Annotated in this window: 11 protein-coding genes and 1 tRNA gene; 7 read left to right on the top strand and 5 right to left on the bottom strand. The window is 73.0% G+C overall.

Annotated elements, in window-relative coordinates; translation table 11 throughout:
- Positions 1 to 136 precede the first annotated feature (136 nt).
- Genes OG900_30635 through OG900_30650 form a run of 4 tightly spaced genes read left to right on the top strand, consistent with a single transcriptional unit; the run spans position 137 to position 4,536 of the window.
- Entirely contained in the window at positions 137 to 1,066 is a 930-nt protein-coding gene (locus tag OG900_30635; GenBank protein ID WUH94054.1) for a branched-chain amino acid ABC transporter permease, read from the top strand.
- 35 nt (positions 1,067 to 1,101) lie between these two features.
- Positions 1,102 to 2,952, top strand: coding sequence for a branched-chain amino acid ABC transporter permease (locus OG900_30640; GenBank protein ID WUH95992.1), 1,851 nt, complete (start codon positions 1,102 to 1,104; stop codon positions 2,950 to 2,952).
- 7 nt (positions 2,953 to 2,959) lie between these two features.
- Positions 2,960 to 3,823 (top strand): ABC transporter ATP-binding protein, encoded by an 864-nt coding sequence (locus OG900_30645; protein ID WUH94055.1) that lies wholly within the window; start codon positions 2,960 to 2,962, stop codon positions 3,821 to 3,823.
- A complete protein-coding gene (locus OG900_30650) occupies positions 3,820 to 4,536 on the top strand; it encodes an ABC transporter ATP-binding protein (GenBank protein WUH94056.1) in 717 nt (238 codons plus the stop codon). The genes OG900_30645 and OG900_30650 overlap by 4 nt, the downstream gene beginning before the upstream one ends.
- A gap of 64 nt (positions 4,537 to 4,600) precedes the next feature.
- Here the strand turns inward: OG900_30650 and OG900_30655 are convergent, their stop codons facing one another.
- The gene (locus OG900_30655) at positions 4,601 to 5,176 is read right to left on the bottom strand and encodes a response regulator (GenBank protein ID WUH95993.1); all 576 of its coding nucleotides are present in this window, start codon (positions 5,174 to 5,176) and stop codon (positions 4,601 to 4,603) included.
- Between the two features lie 192 nt (positions 5,177 to 5,368).
- On the opposite strand from OG900_30655, the gene OG900_30660 reads away from it, so the two are divergent.
- Positions 5,369 to 5,441, top strand: a tRNA-Leu gene (locus OG900_30660).
- Between the two features lie 14 nt (positions 5,442 to 5,455).
- On the opposite strand, the gene OG900_30665 is transcribed toward OG900_30660, so the two are convergent.
- Both OG900_30665 and OG900_30670 read right to left on the bottom strand, forming a co-directional pair.
- Complete coding sequence (locus OG900_30665; protein WUH94057.1) at positions 5,456 to 5,929, bottom strand: hotdog fold thioesterase; 474 nt, start codon at positions 5,927 to 5,929, stop codon at positions 5,456 to 5,458.
- An 84-nt stretch (positions 5,930 to 6,013) separates the two neighbouring features.
- Positions 6,014 to 8,299, bottom strand: a complete 2,286-nt coding sequence (locus tag OG900_30670) for an FdhF/YdeP family oxidoreductase (protein ID WUH94058.1) — start codon at positions 8,297 to 8,299, stop codon at positions 6,014 to 6,016.
- A gap of 163 nt (positions 8,300 to 8,462) precedes the next feature.
- Here OG900_30670 and polA point away from each other — a divergent pair, with 163 nt between their 5' ends.
- Both polA and OG900_30680 read left to right on the top strand, forming a co-directional pair.
- Positions 8,463 to 11,177: a DNA polymerase I gene (gene polA / locus OG900_30675; protein WUH94059.1), complete on the top strand. Its 2,715-nt coding sequence runs from the start codon at positions 8,463 to 8,465 to the stop codon at positions 11,175 to 11,177.
- 313 nt (positions 11,178 to 11,490) lie between these two features.
- Entirely contained in the window at positions 11,491 to 12,783 is a 1,293-nt protein-coding gene (locus OG900_30680; GenBank protein WUH94060.1) for a lytic transglycosylase domain-containing protein, read from the top strand.
- A 10-nt stretch (positions 12,784 to 12,793) separates the two neighbouring features.
- On the opposite strand, the gene hrpB is transcribed toward OG900_30680, so the two are convergent.
- Together hrpB and OG900_30690 are read right to left on the bottom strand one after the other, a co-directional pair.
- Positions 12,794 to 15,397, bottom strand: coding sequence for an ATP-dependent helicase HrpB (gene hrpB / locus OG900_30685; GenBank protein WUH94061.1), 2,604 nt, complete (start codon positions 15,395 to 15,397; stop codon positions 12,794 to 12,796).
- Positions 15,394 to 16,212: a class I SAM-dependent methyltransferase gene (locus OG900_30690; protein WUH94062.1), complete on the bottom strand. Its 819-nt coding sequence runs from the start codon at positions 16,210 to 16,212 to the stop codon at positions 15,394 to 15,396. Before OG900_30690 ends, hrpB begins: the two co-directional genes overlap by 4 nt.
- Positions 16,213 to 16,226: the final 14 nt, after the last annotated feature.

A 16,226-nucleotide genomic window follows, 5' to 3' on the forward strand; every position in this document is an offset into this window, starting at 1 on the left:
CTCGCAGCACCCTGGGCCGCGCGGCCGGACGACCTCCGGCCGCGCGGCCCGCCGCACCCCCCCGCGTGTCCCCCTCAGGGGCGCCGCACCACCGTCCCCGCTCCCCACCTGCTCCCAGCGACATGGAGGCCATGCGGTGCACACCCTGCCGCAACAGCTGGCCAACGGGCTGTTCATCGGCTCGATGTACGGGCTCATCGCCATCGGCTACACGATGGTGTACGGCATCGTCCAGCTCATCAACTTCGCCCATGGCGAGATCTACATGACCGGCGCCTTCGGCGCCCTCGCGGTCTACACGAATCTCCCGGACAGCATGTCCATCTGGGCCGCCCTGCCCCTCATGCTGGCCGGCGGCGCCCTCGTGTCCGTGCTCATCGCGGTCGGCGCCGAAAGACTCGCCTACCGGCCGCTGCGCAACGCACCGCGGCTGGCACCGCTGATCACCGCCATCGGCCTCTCGCTCGCACTGCAGCAGGCAGTCTTCCTGTGGTATCCCAACGCCACCAGCGGCAAGCCCTTCCCGCAGCTGCCCGGCGGCCCCTTCCACGTCGGGTCCGTGGACATCCAGAGCGGTGACATCTTCCTGGTCGTCGCCGCCGTGGTCTGCATGGCCGCGCTCGCCGCCTTCGTCCGCACCTCCCGCACCGGCCGCGCCATGCAGGCCACCGCGCAGGACCCGGACACGGCGCAGCTCATGGGTATCGACACCAACCGCATCATCGTGATCGCCTTCGCCATCGGCGGCTTCTTCGCCGCCGTCGCGGGCCTCGCCTCCGGCCTGAAATACGGCCAGATCAAGTACGACATCGGCTTCCAGGCCGGTCTGAAGGCGTTCACCGCCGCCGTGCTCGGCGGCATCGGCAACATCTACGGCGCCATGCTCGGCGGGCTCGTCCTCGGCATCGCCGAATCGTGCGCGTCGGCGTACATCTCCAACATCCCCGGCATGGAACAGCTCGGCGGCGGCAGCTGGAACACCGTCTGGGCCTTCGTGCTGCTCATCATCGTCCTGCTGGTCAGGCCGCAGGGCCTGCTGGGCGAGCGCGTAGCGGACAGGGCGTGATCGCGATGACCGACCTCTCCACCGACGCGGCGGCCATGACCGTCACCCCGCCCGGCGCGCGCAGGACCGAGCGTTACATCCCGCTGCCGCTCAACACGGCGCGGCTGGTGACCCTGGCCGGCGTGGTCGCCTCGATCGCCTCGACCTTCATGTCCTGGACGTACACCACCGACTTCCCCGGCGACCTCACCGTCAGCGGGTATCCCGGCGGCCTCCAGATCATGACGCTGATCGGCGCCGTCATCACCGGCGTCATCGCGCTCGGCGCCTTCCGGGTCAAGGGCCTCGGCTGGCTCAACCCCAGCCGCTCGAACAACTCGGTGCTGCTGCTGGCCCTCGGTGTGCTGGGCACCACCTGGTACACGGTGATCGACATCGCCGCCAAGCTCGGCGGCCTGGCCAACCTCGACCCCGGTGCCTTCGTCGCCGCGATCGGCAGCCTGGTGCTCCTCGCCGGCGCCCTCGCCCTGCCGATCGACCGGCACCCGCGCGAGGAGGAGGACGCCGAATACATCGAACTCGGCTCCCTCGGCGGCGTCGCACCGGTCGCCGCCGCCTACCGCCGGCTGCGCGAACTGCGCTTCAGCCACAGCGACACCACGGTCCCCGACCCGCGCCGGCTCAACGTGTGGCTGCAGCGGCTGGCCATCGTCGTGGTCTTCGCCGCCGGCCTGAAGATCCTCACCTACGGCCTGGCGACCACCTACAGCGACATCTTCCTCGGCTACATGATCGTCGTGTCCTTCGGCTTCTGGGGCCTCGGCGCGTCGGGCCTGCTGCGCCAGTTCCAGCAGCTCACCAGGGAGAACCGGGTCTTCTCCTCCAGCGTCGGCCTGCTGGCGGCCATCGCCTACCCCTTCGCGCAGAACAACGAGCACTGGGCCAACCTCGGCGTCAGCGTCCTCATCGTCGGCACCGTCGCGCTCGGCCTGAACATCGTCGTCGGCCTGACCGGCCTGCTCGACCTCGGCTACGTCGCCTTCCTCGGCGTCGGCGCCTACACCGCCGCCCTGGTCTCCGGCTCCCAGTACTCGATCTGGTCCGGCGTCCAGTTCCCCTTCTGGGCCGCGGCCCTGACCGGCGCCGCCGCCGCCCTGGTCTTCGGCGTCCTGATCGGCGCCCCGACCCTGCGGCTGCGCGGCGACTACCTGGCCATCGTCACCCTCGGCTTCGGTGAGATCTTCCGGATCGTCGTGCGGAACCTCGACGGGGACAGCGGCCCCAAGGTCACCAACGGCCCCAACGGCATCGCGCAGATCCCCGACCTGTCGATCTTCGGGTACAACCTCGGCGAGCAGCACGCCATCGGCTCCTTCACCCTCGGCCGGTTCGCCAACTACTACCTGCTGATGCTGGTCATCACCGTGATCGTGGTGCTCGTCTTCACCCGGGCGTCCGACTCGCGGATCGGCCGCTCCTGGATCGCCATCCGGGAGGACGAGACCGCGGCCACCGCCATGGGCATCAACGGCTTCCGGGTCAAGCTGGTCGCCTTCGCGCTCGGCGCCTCACTGGCCGGCCTCGCCGGCACGGTCAGCGCCCACGTCACCAACAGCGTCGTGCCCGACCCGTACGTCTTCTCCGGCTCCGTACCCCCGAACTCCGCCTTCCTGCTCGCGGCCGTCGTCCTCGGCGGCATGGGCACGGTCAGCGGCCCGATCCTCGGTGCGGCACTGCTCTACGTGATCCCGGAGAAGCTCGACTTCCTCGCCAAGTACGAACTGTTCGCCTTCGGCATCGCGCTGGTCCTGATCATGCGCTTCCGCCCCGAGGGCATCATCGCCAACCGCCGCCGGCAGCTGGAATTCCACGAGGACGAGGCCACCGCGCCGGGCAAACGCACCCTCGGCGACGACACCGTCCCCGCCGGCACGGCAGGGGCGTGAGGACACCATGACCACCACCATTCCGCACCAGCCCACCCCGGAGCAGGCCCCCGACGCCGGCCCGCTGCTCCAGGCCAGCGGCGTCATCATGCGGTTCGGCGGCCTCACCGCCGTCCGCGACGTCGACCTCACCGTCAACACCGGCGAGATCGTCGGCCTGATCGGCCCCAACGGCGCGGGCAAGACCACCTTCTTCAACTGCCTCACCGGCCTGTACGTCCCCACCGAGGGCACCGTCAGCTACCAGGGCACCGTGCTGCCGCCCAAACCGCACCTGGTCACCAAGGCCGGCATCGCCCGCACCTTCCAGAACATCCGGCTGTTCGCCAACATGACCGTGCTGGAGAACGTGCTGGTCGGCCGGCACACCCGCACCCGCGAAGGCCTGCTGTCCGCGCTCATCCGCGGCCCCGGCTACCACCGGGCGGAGGCCGCCTCGCGGGCCAAGGCGATGGAACTGCTGGAATTCACCGGCCTGGCGGCCAAGGCCGACCACCTGGCCCGCAACCTGCCCTACGGCGAGCAGCGCAAGCTGGAGATCGCCAGGGCGCTGGCCAGCGAGCCAGGACTGCTGCTGCTCGACGAACCCACCGCGGGCATGAACCCGCAGGAGACCAGGGCGACCGAGGAACTGGTCTTCGCGGTACGCGACCAGGGCGTCGCCGTCCTGGTCATCGAGCACGACATGCGGTTCATCTTCAACCTGTGCGACCGGGTCGCCGTCCTCGTCCAGGGCGAGAAGCTGGTCGAGGGCACCTCCGAGGTCGTACAGCAGGACGAACGGGTCATCGCCGCCTACCTCGGCGAGCCCTTCGAAGGCACACCCGGGGACGGGCCGACGACGACCGGTGAGCAGGAGAACGACCGATGACCGCACTGCTCGAAGTGGAGAACCTGCGCGTCGCGTACGGCAAGATCGAGGCCGTCAAGGGCATCTCCTTCTCCGTCGAGGCCGGCCAGGTGGTCACCCTGATCGGCACCAACGGCGCCGGCAAGACCACCACCCTGCGCACCCTCAGCGGCCTGCTCAAGCCCACCGGCGGCCGGATCGTCTTCGACGGCAGGCAGCTCAGCAGGGTGCCCGCGCACAAGATCGTCTCCCTCGGCCTGGCCCACTCGCCCGAGGGCCGGCACATCTTCCCCCGGCTGACCATCGAGCAGAACCTTCAGCTCGGCGCGTATCTGCGCAAGGACTCCGCCGGCATCGCCAAGGACATCGCGCGCGCCTACGAGCTCTTCCCGATCCTCGGCGAGCGCCGGCGGCAGGCCGCGGGCACCCTGTCGGGCGGCGAGCAGCAGATGCTCGCCATGGGCCGCGCGCTGATGTGCCAGCCGAAACTGCTCATGCTCGACGAGCCCTCGATGGGCCTGTCGCCGATCATGATGCAGAAGATCATGGCCACCATCGTGGAGCTCAAGAGCCAGGGCACCACGATCCTGCTGGTCGAGCAGAACGCCCAGGCGGCGCTCTCGCTCGCCGACCACGCCCATGTGATGGAGGTCGGCTCCATCAAGATCTCCGGCACCGGCCAGGACCTGCTGCACGACGAGGGCGTCCGCAAGACCTACCTCGGCGAGGACTGAGCCCCCGACCCACGCGTGAGGGGCCGCACCCGGCACCGGGTGCGGCCCCTCACGCATGCCGGGACTACTTGTCCGTGACCTCTTCGATCACGGCCTGCGCGACCGCCTGCATCGACATCCGCCGGTCCATCGACGTCTTCTGGATCCAGCGGAAGGCCGCCGGCTCCGTCAGGCCGTACTTCGTCTGCAGCACGCTCTTCGCGCGGTCCACCAGCTTGCGGGTCTCCAGCCGCAGCGACAGGTCCGCGATCTCCGCCTCCAGCGCCCGCAGCTCCTGGAAGCGGCTCACCGCCATCTCGATGGCCGGCACCACGTCGCTCTTGCTGAAGGGCTTCACCAGATACGCCATCGCCCCGGCGTCCCTGGCCCGCTCCACCAGCTCCCGCTGCGAGAACGCGGTCAGCATCAGCACCGGCGCCAGCTTCTCGCCGGCGATGCGCTCGGCCGCCGAGATCCCGTCGAGCACCGGCATCTTCACGTCGAGGATCACCAGGTCGGGACGGTGCTCCTCGGCGAGCTTCACCGCCGTCTCGCCGTCCCCGGCCTCTCCGACGACGGAGTAGCCCTCTTCCTCCAGCATCTCTTTCAGGTCCAGCCGGATCAGCGCCTCGTCCTCGGCGATGACGACCCGGGTGGTCAGTGGAGGTACGTGTGACTGCTCGGACTGCGCGGACTGCTCCGGCTTCTCGTCGGGCTGCGTCTCGTGCTGAGCGGCGGACTCGTCGGGGGCGCTCACGGTGCTCCTCGTTTCAGGCGGGGTGCTGCTTCTAGAGCCTACCTAGCTCCGCTAAGGTTGGACCACGGAGGCCTGCCGAAGGCCTCCTTCGAGAAGGCCCCGGTAGCCCAGCGGAAGAGGCAGTGCTCTCAAACAGCATCCAGCGTGGGTTCGAATCCCACCCGGGGTACTCCAGCTCGCAGGTCAGGCGGTCGCCGCGGGAGCGGCGGGCCGCAGCATGCAGGTGAGGCGGGCGGTGCAGACCCGCTTGCCCGAGGCGTCGTCGGTGATCACGACCTCGTAGGTGGCCGACGAGCGGCCGCGGTGCACCGGAGTGGCGGTGCCGGTGACCAGGCCCGAGCGCATACCGCGGTGGTGCGTGGCATTGAGGTCGACGCCGACCGCGATCTTGCCGGGGCCGCCGTGCAGCATCGCGCCGACCGAGCCCAGGGTCTCCGCCAGTACGGCCGAGGCGCCGCCGTGCAGCAGTCCGTAAGGCTGCGTGTTGCCCTCGACGGGCATCGTGCCGAGCACCCGGTCGGGGGAGGCCTCCAGGATGCGGATGCCCATCCGCTCACCGAGATGGCCGGCGGAGAAGAGCGCCTGCAGATCGATGCCGAGCCCGGCGTACTGCTCCAGGATCTCCTGCGGGAATCGGGTGACGGTCTGCTCGCCCATACGGTCGGCTCCGATCGGCCTCGGTCGCTGCGGTGTTCGGTGTACCGGACAGCTTTCTACCGGCTTTCTACCGCACCGGCCGGATCAGCGGTGCGTGGGGTCCGCCCGTTCCAGCCGGATGACGACCGACTTCGAGGCGGGGGTGTTGCTGGTGTCCGCGGTGTGGTCCAGCGGGACCAGCACGTTCGTCTCCGGGAAGTAGGACGCGGCGCAGCCCCTCGGGGTGGGGTAGTGCACCACCCGGAAACCCTCGGCCCGCCGCTCGCCGCCGTCGGTCCACTCGCCGACCAGGTCGGCGAGGTCGCCGTCGCCCAGGCCCGCTGCGGCCGCGTCGTCCGGGTGCACCAGGACCACCCGGCGGCCGCCCTTTATGCCGCGGTAGCGGTCGTCCAGGCCGTAGATCGTGGTGTTGTACTGGTCGTGCGAGCGGAGCGTCTGCAGCAGCAGCCGGCCCTCGGGCACCTTCGGGTATTCCAGCGGCGAGGCGGTGAAGTTGGCCTTGCCGGTGGCGGTGGGGAAGGTGCGCGAGTCGCGCGGGCCGTGCGGCAGGGTGAAGCCGCCGGGGCGGCGCACCTTGGCGTTGAAGTCGTCGAAGCCCGGCACGACCCGCGAGATGCGGTCCCGTATCAGGTCGTAGTCCGCCTCGAAGTCCGCCCACGGCACCTTGCTGCGGTCCGCGAAGACCGCTCGGGCCAGCCGGGAGACGATGGCCGGCTCGGACAGCAGGTGCGGGGAGGCGGGCGCCAGGCCGCCGTGCGAGGCGTGCACCATGCCCATGGAGTCCTCGACACTGACGAACTGCTCGCCGCCCGCCTGCCGGTCCTTCTCGGTACGCCCCAGCGTCGGCAGGATCAGCGCGCGGGCGCCGGTCACCACGTGCGAGCGGTTCAGCTTGGTCGACACGTGGACGGTCAGCCGCGCCCGGCGCATCGCGGCCTCCGTCACCGCGGTGTCGGGGGAGGCGGCCACGAAGTTGCCGCCCATCGCGAAGAAGACCTTCGCGTCGCCGTCACGCAGCGCGCGTATCGCCCTGACGACGTCGAAACCGTGCTCGCGGGGCGGCTCGAAGCCGAACTCCGCGCGCAGGGCGTCGAGGAAGGCCGGGGCGGGCCGCTCGAATATGCCCATCGTGCGGTCGCCCTGCACATTGCTGTGCCCGCGCACCGGGCACACCCCGGCGCCGGGGCGGCCCACATTGCCGCGCAGCAGCAGGAAGTTGACGACCTCGCGGATGGTGGGCACCGCGTGCTTGTGCTGGGTCAGGCCCATCGCCCAGCACACCACGGTGCTCTTCGCCCCGCGCACCAGCTCGAACAGCCTGTCGATGTCGGCGCGCTCCAGGCCGGTGGCGCGCAGCACCTCGTCCCAGTCCGCGGCGAGGGCCGCGGCCTCGTAGCCGGCGAAGCCGTGGGTGTGCTCGGCGATGAAGTCCCGGTCCAGGGCGTCCGCCTCGATGAGCAGCCGGCCCAGCGCACGGAAGAGCGCCTGGTCGCCGCCGAGCCGCACCGGCAGGAACAGGTCGGTCAGCACGGTGCCGGCGCCGACCAGCCCCGCGGCGTTCTGCGGGTTGCGGAAGCGCTCCAGGCCCGCTTCGGGCAGCGGGTTGACGGTGACGATCGTCGCGCCGCCGCGCTTGGCCTTCTCCAGCGCCGAGAGCATCCGTGGGTGGTTGGTGCCCGGATTCTGCCCGGCCACGATGATCAGCTCGGCCTGGTAGAGGTCGTCGAGCAGCACGCTGCCCTTGCCGACGCCCAGCGTCTCGGTCAGCGCGGAGCCCGACGACTCGTGGCACATGTTGGAGCAGTCCGGCAGGTTGTTGGTGCCGAACTCCCGGGCGAAGAGCTGGAAGAGGAAGGCGGCCTCGTTGCTGGTGCGGCCCGAGGTGTAGAAGACCGCCTCGTCGGGGCCGCCGAGGGCGTGCAGCTCGTCGGCGACCAGCTCGAAGGCCCGCTCCCAGGGCACCGCCTCGTAGCGCTCGGCGCCCTCGGCCAGGTACATCGGCTGGGTGATCCTGCCCTGCTGGCCCAGCCAGTAGCCGCTGCGGCGGGCCAGGTCGGCGACCGGGTGCTCGGCGAAGAAGTCCGGGGTGACCCGGCGCAGCGTCGCCTCCTCGGCGACGGCCTTGGCGCCGTTCTCGCAGAATTCGAACGTGTGCCGGTGCTCCGGCTCGGGCCACGCGCACCCGGGGCAGTCGAAACCGCTCTTCTGGTTGACCTTGAGCAGTGTCAGCGCCGCCCGCCCGGCCCCCATCTGCGCGCCGGCCGCCTTCACGCTGTGCCCGACCGCCGGCAGCCCGGCGGCAGCCCGCTTCGGCGCGCTGACACGCGGTGCGTCCTGTACGGGGTCCCCTACGGGCGGCTTCTTTGCCATGGGCGCCATTATCGCCCTCCCCCCGACCGTGGGAGCCGGGGCGTCGGGTGCCGGCCGGAAGCCGGTAGCCGGCGAGCCGAAGGGCGCGTCGACACCGGGTCGAAAGCGCCCGGAGGCGAGCCGGCGCGATATAGCTGTCAGTGGGGCGTGGGAGGATCGCTGTGTGGCAAAGAACGCATCGAAGACGACGACCGACCGCCCCCGGCTGATGCTCCTGGACGGGCACTCGCTGGCGTACCGGGCGTTCTACGCGCTGCCCGTGGAGAATTTCAGCACCGCCACGGGCCAGCCGACGAACGCGATCTACGGCTTCACGTCCATGCTGTCGAATACCTTGCGTGACGAGCAGCCGACGCATCTGGCGGTCGCCTTCGACGTCTCGCGCAAGACCTGGCGCTTCGACGAGTATCCGGAGTACAAGGCGACGCGCTCCAAGACGCCCGACGAATTCCGCAGCCAGGTGGAGCTGATCGGCGAGCTGCTGGACGCGATGGGCGTCAACCGCTTCGCCGTCGACGGCTACGAGGCGGACGACATCATCGCCACGCTCGCCACCCAGGCCGAGGAGCTGGGGTACGACGTCCTGATCGTCACCGGCGACCGGGATGCGTTCCAGCTGGTCAGCGACCATGTCACCGTGCTGTACCCGACCAAGGGCGTCTCCGAGCTGACGCGTTACACCCCGGAGAAGGTCGAGGAGAAGTACGGCCTGACCCCGCGGCAGTATCCGGACTTCGCGGCGCTGCGCGGCGACCCGTCGGACAATCTGCCCGGCATTCCCGGCGTGGGGGAGAAGACCGCGGCCAAGTGGATCACCCAGTTCGGGTCGTTCGCCGACCTGGTCGAGCGGGTCGACGAGGTCAAGGGCAAGGTGGGCGAGAATCTGCGGGCCCACCTGGACGCGGTCAAGCTCAACCGGCGGCTGACCGAGATGGTGCGGGACGTGGCGCTGCCGCTGACCCCCGAAGGCCTGGCGCGGGTGCCGTACGACCGGGAGACCCTGGTCGGGGTGCTCGACGTGCTGGAATTCCGCAATGCCAACTTCCGGGAGCGGCTGTTCGCCGCCGACCCCGGCGCCGAGGAGGAAGTGGTCGAGGTCGCCGAGGGCGTCGCCGTCGAGGGCACGGTGCTCGCGGCCGGCGACCTGCCTGACTGGCTGGCCGCGCACAGCGGGGCGCCGCTGGGCCTCGCCAGCGTGGACACCTGGGCGCTGGGCGCCGGGAGCGTCACCCAGATCGCGCTGGCCTCCGCGGAGGACGCCGCCTGGTTCGACCCGGCCCAGCTCGACGAGGCCGACGAGCGGGCCTTCGCCGAATGGCTCGCCGACCCCGAGCTCCCCAAGGTGCTGCACAACACGAAGAATGTCGCCCGGGTCTTCGCCGAGCACGGCTGGTCGGTCGCCGGCGTCTCGATGGACACCGCGCTGGCGGCGTATCTGATCAAGCCGGGCCGCCGCTCCTTCGCGCTCGACGTGCTGTCGGTGGAGTATCTGGGCCGCGAGCTGGCGCCGGTGGACTCCGGCAGCGGGCAGCTGGCCTTCGGCGAGGAGAGCGCGGACGAGGGCGCGGCCGCCGCCGGCGCGCTGATGGTCCAGGCGCGGACCGTACTCGACCTCGGCGAGGTCTTCACCGAGCGGCTGCCCGAGGTCGGCGCGGCCGAGCTGCTGCATGACGTGGAGCTGCCCACCTCGGCGCTGCTGGCCCGCATGGAGCGGGCCGGGATCGCCGCGGACCGGGCCCATCTGGAGGGCCTGGAGCAGCAGTTCGCCGCCGCGGTGCAGCATGCGGTGGGCGAGGCGCACTCCTCGGTGGGCCACGAGTTCAACCTGGGCTCGCCCAAGCAGCTCCAGGAGGTGCTGTTCGGCGAGCTGGCGCTGCCCAAGACCAAGAAGACCAAGACCGGTTACACGACGGACGCCGACGCGCTGGCGTGGCTGGCCGCCCAGACCGACCACGAGCTGCCGGTGATCATGCTGCGGCACCGGGAGCAGGCCAAGCTGCGGGTCACCGTGGAGGGCCTGGTCAAGACGATCGCCCCGGACGGGCGGATCCACACCACCTTCAGCCAGATCGTGGCCGCGACCGGCCGGCTGTCGTCCACCGACCCGAATCTGCAGAACGTACCGGTCCGCACCGACGAGGGCCGGGCGATCCGCCGCGGCTTCGTCGTCGGGGAGGGGTACGACTCGCTGCTGACCGCCGACTACAGCCAGATCGAGCTGCGGGTGATGGCCCATCTGTCCGAGGACGAAGGCCTGATCGCGGCCTTCACCACGGGCGAGGACCTGCACACCACGGTCGGCTCGCAGGTCTTCGGGGTGGGCAGGGACGCGGTCGACGCGGAGATGCGCCGCAAGATCAAGGCGATGTCGTACGGCCTGGCGTACGGTCTGTCGGCCTTCGGGCTGTCCCAGCAGCTGGGGATCGAGGCGGCCGAGGCGCGGGTGCTGATGGAGACGTACTTCGAGCGGTTCGGCGGGGTGCGGGACTATCTGCACCGGGTGGTGGAGGAGGCCCGCGCCACCGGCTACACCGAGACGCTGCTCGGCCGCCGCCGCTATCTGCCCGACCTCAACAGCGACAACCGGCAGCGCCGCGAGATGGCCGAGCGGATGGCGCTGAACGCACCGATCCAGGGCTCCGCGGCCGACATCGTGAAGATCGCGATGCTGCGGGTGGACGAGGCGATGGCCAAGGAGGGCCTGGCGTCCCGGATGCTGCTCCAGGTGCATGACGAGATCGTGCTCGAAGTGGCCCCCGGCGAGCGGAAGACCGTCGAGGCGCTGGTGCGCCGCGAGATGGCCGGGGCGTATCCGCTGCGGGCGCCGCTGGACGTGTCGGTGGGTGACGGCGCGGACTGGGAGTCGGCCGCGCACTGACCGCGGCGCCGCCGCCGGCCGGTGGCCGGAAGACGCGGTGGCGCGGGGCGTTCGCGAGGGCACGCCGCCCTGCCGTACGGGCACCGCATGCTGCCCGTACGGCGCCGGTCCGTGATCCGGCCGCGGCCGGAGCACGGGCTGTCGACGCGCGGATGACCTGCGGGGAAACGCTGCGCGGTGACAAGCGGAGACTGCCCGTTTGCGCATATTTTGAGCGTGTCGGCGCGGTGGTCACGTGGTCCAAGTTGCCGTAGGGTCGACCGAGTTGTGGCGCCGGAAACGGCGCGTTCGGGCACTGGGAGGGGACCGCTCTATGGCAGCGCGGCGTTATGGCCGGAGGCTACGCAGGGGAGCGGCGGGCACCGCGGTGGCCGCGGCGGCGATGGCGGCGCTCAGCGCGTCGCAGGCACCGGGCTTCCTGCCGGTGGCCCACGCCGCCGCCGAGCAGCACGAGACCGCGCCGGCGGTGGCGCCCCCGCCGGGAGCGGCCATAGACGGCGGTTCGCCGTACATCACCGACCTGCCGCCGCTCAACACCCCGACAGGACCGCCGCTCGCCTCCCCGTCGGCCACCCCCGGCAGCCCCGGGGCCACCGTGCCGGGCAGCAGCGGCGGACTGCCCGCCACCGTGCTCGCCGCGTACCAGCGCGCCGAGGCGTCCGTCGCCCAGAGCGACCCCGGCTGCCACCTGCCGTGGCAACTGCTGGCCGCCATCGGGCAGGTGGAGTCGGGACAGGCCCGCCACGGCGCGGTCGACGCGAACGGCACCACGTACACCCCGATCCTCGGGCCGGTCCTCAACGGCGACGGCTTCGCGAACATCAGCGACACCGACGGCGGCCGCTACGACGGCGACGCGGTGCACGACCGGGCGGTCGGCCCCATGCAGTTCATCCCCTCGACGTGGGAGCACTGGGGCGCGGACGGCAACGGCGACGGGGTCGACAACCCGAACAACGTCTTCGACGCCGCGCTCGCCGCCGCCCACTACCTGTGCGCCGACGGCCGCGACCTGGCGGTGCCGAAGGAGATGGACCGGGCGATCCTCGGCTACAACCACTCGCAGGCCTACCTGGCCCTGGTGAGGTCCTGGTACGAGCACTTCGTGCAGGGCGGCGCCGTGTCGGTGCCCGACAGCCCGCCCACGCCCGTCAACAGCGGCAATCCCATCTCGCCGACCGGCACTCCGACCGCGCCGCCCACCGCGCCCGGCCTGCCGGGGCCCACGGTGAGCCAGCCGCCGGCCGTGCCCGGCACCCCGCCGTCGACGCCGCCGACGACCGGCGGGCCGTCCACGCCTCCGACGACCCCGCCGACGACCGGCACGGGCGAGCCCTCCACGCCGCCGACCGACCCGTCGACGCCGCCGACCGGGACACCCACGGACCCGCCCACCGACCCGCCGACGACGCCCGGTTGCCCCACCGAGTCGCCGACGCCCACGCCGAGCGACACCGCCACGCCCACGCCGACGGACACCCCGACGGACACGCCCACCGGCGACCCGTGCGGCACGCCGACCCCGACCCCCTCGGACTCGGCGACGCCCGACCCGGCGGCCGGCGGCGCCGCCACGCCCGATGAAGCGCTGACCCCGGCACCCTGACGGACCGGGGTCAGCTCCGCCGCGCGTTGGTGCGGCGGGTCGGCGCGGCCGTCGACGGATCCTCCGGCCACGGGTGCCGGGGGTAGCGGCCGCGCAGCTCGGCCCGCACCGCCCGGTAGCCCTCCCGCCAGAAGGACGCCAGGTCCGCGGTCACCGCGGCCGGGCGCCCTGCGGGGGACAGCAGATGGACCAGGACGGGCACCCCGGCGACCCGCGGGGTGTCCGCCAGGCCGAACAACTCCTGGAGCTTCACGGCCAGTACGGGCTGCTCGCCGCCGTAGTCCACCCGGATACGCGAACCGCTGGGCACCTCGAAGCGCTCGGGCGCCAGCTCGCCGAACCGCGCCGCCTCGCCGGTCGCCCACGGCAGCAGCCGCGGCAGGGCCGCGCCCGCGTCGATCCGCTCCAGGTCGGCGCGGCGGCGGGCGGCGGCCAGCTCGGGGCCCAGCCACTCGCCGGCCCGGTCCAGCAGCGCGTCCTCCGCGACATCCGGCCAGGGCGCCCCCAGCACCCGGTGCACGAACGCCATCCGCTGCCGCAGCTCCCGGGCGTCCCTGGTCCAGCGCAGCAGCCCGGTGCCCTCGGCCGCGAGCCCGTCGAGCAGCGCCGCCCGCACCGCGTCCCGGTCCGGCGACCGCAGCGGTACGGCGGCCAGCTCCACCGCGCCCAGCCGCTCCACCCGTCTGGCGACGACGTCGCCCTGCGCCCAGCGCACCTCCTCGTAGCGCTCCAGCGCCCACGCGGCGGCCTCGCGCGCCGTCTCCTCGTCCACCACCGCGGCCAGCCGCACCCGCGCCGCCGCCCGCCCCACCCCGCGGTCGGCCACCGCCACCGCGACCCACTCGGCCCCGCCGAGCCCGGCCCCGACCTCGGCCCCGGTCCCCGACACCATCAGGTACCCCCCTTCCCCGCGCCGCCGCGCGAGCCGCTCGGGAAAGGCCAGCGCCACGACGAGCCCGGCGGCGGCGTCGTCACCGAGCGGGGCCGCCCCGCCCCGCCCGCCGGCCCCGCCTCGCACGGCTGCGGGTTCCCGCCCATGGGCGGCCGCTCCGCTGCCGGGCGCCCCGCCCGCGGCGTCGTCCCCGGCCGTCGCCGTGTGCAGTGCCGCCTCAAGGCGGCGGGTCTCGGTGCGCCAGCGCGGGGCGTAGGAGTCGGTGGCGCGGCGCGCGGTGTGCCAGGCGCTGGTCAGGTCGGGGCCGTAGGCGGTGGGGACCTCCTCGGACAGCAGGGCGGTCACCTCGGCGGCGCGGGCGGCGCCCAGGGTGGGGGCCGCGTCGAGGAGGGCGCGGGCCAGGCGGGGGTGCAGGCCGAGCAGGGCCAGCCGGCGGCCGCGCGGGGTGGCGCGGCCCGCCGCGTCGACGGCGCCCAGCGTGCGCAGGGTCGTACGGGCCGCGGCCAGCGCGCCTGGGGGCGGCGGGTCGAGGAGGGCGAGCCCGGTGGTGTCGGGTTCGCCCCAGCAGGCGGCTTGCAGGGCGAAGCCGGTGAGGTCGGCCAGCATGATCTCCGGCGCGGGCTGCCGGGCCAGCCGGTCGTGCTCGCCCTGCGCCCAGCAGCGGTGGACCGTGCCCGGCGCCTCGCGGCCGGCGCGGCCGGCCCGCTGCTCTGCCGCGGCACGCGACACGCGGACGGTGGTCAGCGCCCCCAGACCCCTGGCGTGGTCCGTCCGCGGCTCCCGGGCCAGGCCGCTGTCGACCACCACCCGCACCCCAGGCACGGTCAGGCTGGACTCGGCGACCGACGTGGCCAGCAGCACCCGGCGCCGCTCGCCGGGCGCCAGCGCCGCGTCCTGGACGGCGGCCGGGGCCCGGCCGTGCAGTTGCAGGACGTCGGCCCCGACCCCGGACAGCATGCCGGCCACCCGGGCGATCTCCCCGACGCCGGGCAGGAAGCACAGCACGTCGCCCTCGTCCTCGGCCAGCGCCCGGCGGACGACGGCCGCGACATGGTCGAGCAGCGCGGGGTCCACCTGCATGCCGTGCGGCGGGCGCACCTGCCGCGGCGGCGGCGCCCACCGCACGGCCACCGGGTGCAGCACCCCCGCCGCCTCCACGACCGGGGCGTCGAGCAGCGCGGCCCACGCGGCGGTGTCGGTCGTCGCGGACGCCGCGACCAGCCGCAGCTCGGGCCGCAGCGTGGCGCGTACGTCCAGCAGGAAGGCCATCGCGGTGTCCGCGTCGAGGTGCCGCTCGTGGCACTCGTCGAGGACGACGGTGCCGACGCCGGCCAACTCGGGGTCGCGCTGGAGGCGTTGCAGCAGCACACCGGTGGTCACCACCTCCACGGCGGTGGCCGCGGACACCCGCCGCTCGCCGCGCACGGTGAAGCCGACCGTCCCGCCGACCTGCTCGCCCAGCAGCCAGGCCATCCGCCGGGCGGCGGCCCTGGCCGCCATCCGCCGCGGCTCGGCGACCAGCACCCGGCCCGGCGGGCGCCCTTCCGCCCCGGCCAGCAGCAGCGGCACCAGCGTGGTCTTCCCGGTGCCCGGCGGCGCGGCCAGCACCGCGCTGCCGCGGTCCGCGAGCGCGGCGAGCAGCGCGGGGACGACCGCGGCCACCGGCAGCGCGCGCCCCTCGGGACGTACCGCGGCCCCGCCGGGGCCGCCGCCTGCCGTCATTCCGCGACGCACACGAAGACCGCCGTGCCCGGCAGCAGCCGGCCGCGCAGCGGGGACCAGCCGCCCCACTCCTGCTCGTTCCACCGCGGCCACTCGGGTTCGACCAGGTCGACCAGGCGCAGCCCGGCCGCGGCGATCTCGCGGACCCGGTCGCCCAGGGTGCGGTGGTGCTCGACGTAGACCGCGAGGCCGCGGTCGTCCTGCTCGACGTACGGCGTCCGGTCGAAGTAAGAGGAGACGGCGGTCAGGCCCTCGGGGCCCGGCTCGTCGGGGAAGGCCCAGCGCACCGGGTGGGTGACCGAGAAGACCCAGCGGCCGCCGGGCCGCAGCACCCGGCGCACCTCGCGCTGCACCCTGGCGGTGTCGGCGACGAAGGGCAGCGCGCCGTAGGCGGAGCAGGCCAGGTCGAAGGAGGCGTCGGCGAAGGGCAGGAATCCGGCGTCGGCCTGCACCAGCGGCAGCGGGGCGCGGCCGGGCTCCTGGTCGATCCGCCGGGCGTGCTGGAGCTGTCGCCGCGACAGGTCGAGGGCCACCGGCAGCGCGCCCCGCGCGGCCAGCCAGCGCGAGCACTGGGCCGCGCCGGCGCCGATCTCCAGCACCGCCCGGCCCTTGAGGTCGTCCGCGGGGCCGAGCAGCCCGGCCTCCGCCTCGTCCAGCCCCTCGGGGCCCCAGACGAACCGGTCGTCGCCGAGGAAGTCGCCGTGCTCGATCTGGTAGTCGTCGGCGTTGCGGTCCCACCAGCCACGGCTGGCCCGGCTGCTCTCGGTGATCCCGGCCTTGCGCCGGGTTGCTTCGGGTTCAGGTCCTTGGATCATCGCGGCAGTCGTCG

Origin of the sequence: Streptomyces sp. NBC_00433 (assembly GCA_036015235.1) — a bacterium.
Taxonomy (GTDB): Bacteria; Actinomycetota; Actinomycetes; order Streptomycetales; family Streptomycetaceae; genus Actinacidiphila.

Coding starts and splice junctions, on each gene's coding strand:
- OG900_30680 (WUH94060.1), top strand. CDS start 11,491: ATGGCAGCGCGGCGTTATGGCCGGAGGCTACGCAGGGGAGCGGCGGGC.
- OG900_30670 (WUH94058.1), bottom strand. CDS start 8,299: ATGGCAAAGAAGCCGCCCGTAGGGGACCCCGTACAGGACGCACCGCGT.
- OG900_30665 (WUH94057.1), bottom strand. CDS start 5,929: ATGGGCGAGCAGACCGTCACCCGATTCCCGCAGGAGATCCTGGAGCAG.
- hrpB (WUH94061.1), bottom strand. CDS start 15,397: ATGACGGCAGGCGGCGGCCCCGGCGGGGCCGCGGTACGTCCCGAGGGG.
- OG900_30645 (WUH94055.1), top strand. CDS start 2,960: ATGACCACCACCATTCCGCACCAGCCCACCCCGGAGCAGGCCCCCGAC.
- OG900_30640 (WUH95992.1), top strand. CDS start 1,102: ATGACCGTCACCCCGCCCGGCGCGCGCAGGACCGAGCGTTACATCCCG.
- OG900_30650 (WUH94056.1), top strand. CDS start 3,820: ATGACCGCACTGCTCGAAGTGGAGAACCTGCGCGTCGCGTACGGCAAG.
- OG900_30690 (WUH94062.1), bottom strand. CDS start 16,212: ATGATCCAAGGACCTGAACCCGAAGCAACCCGGCGCAAGGCCGGGATC.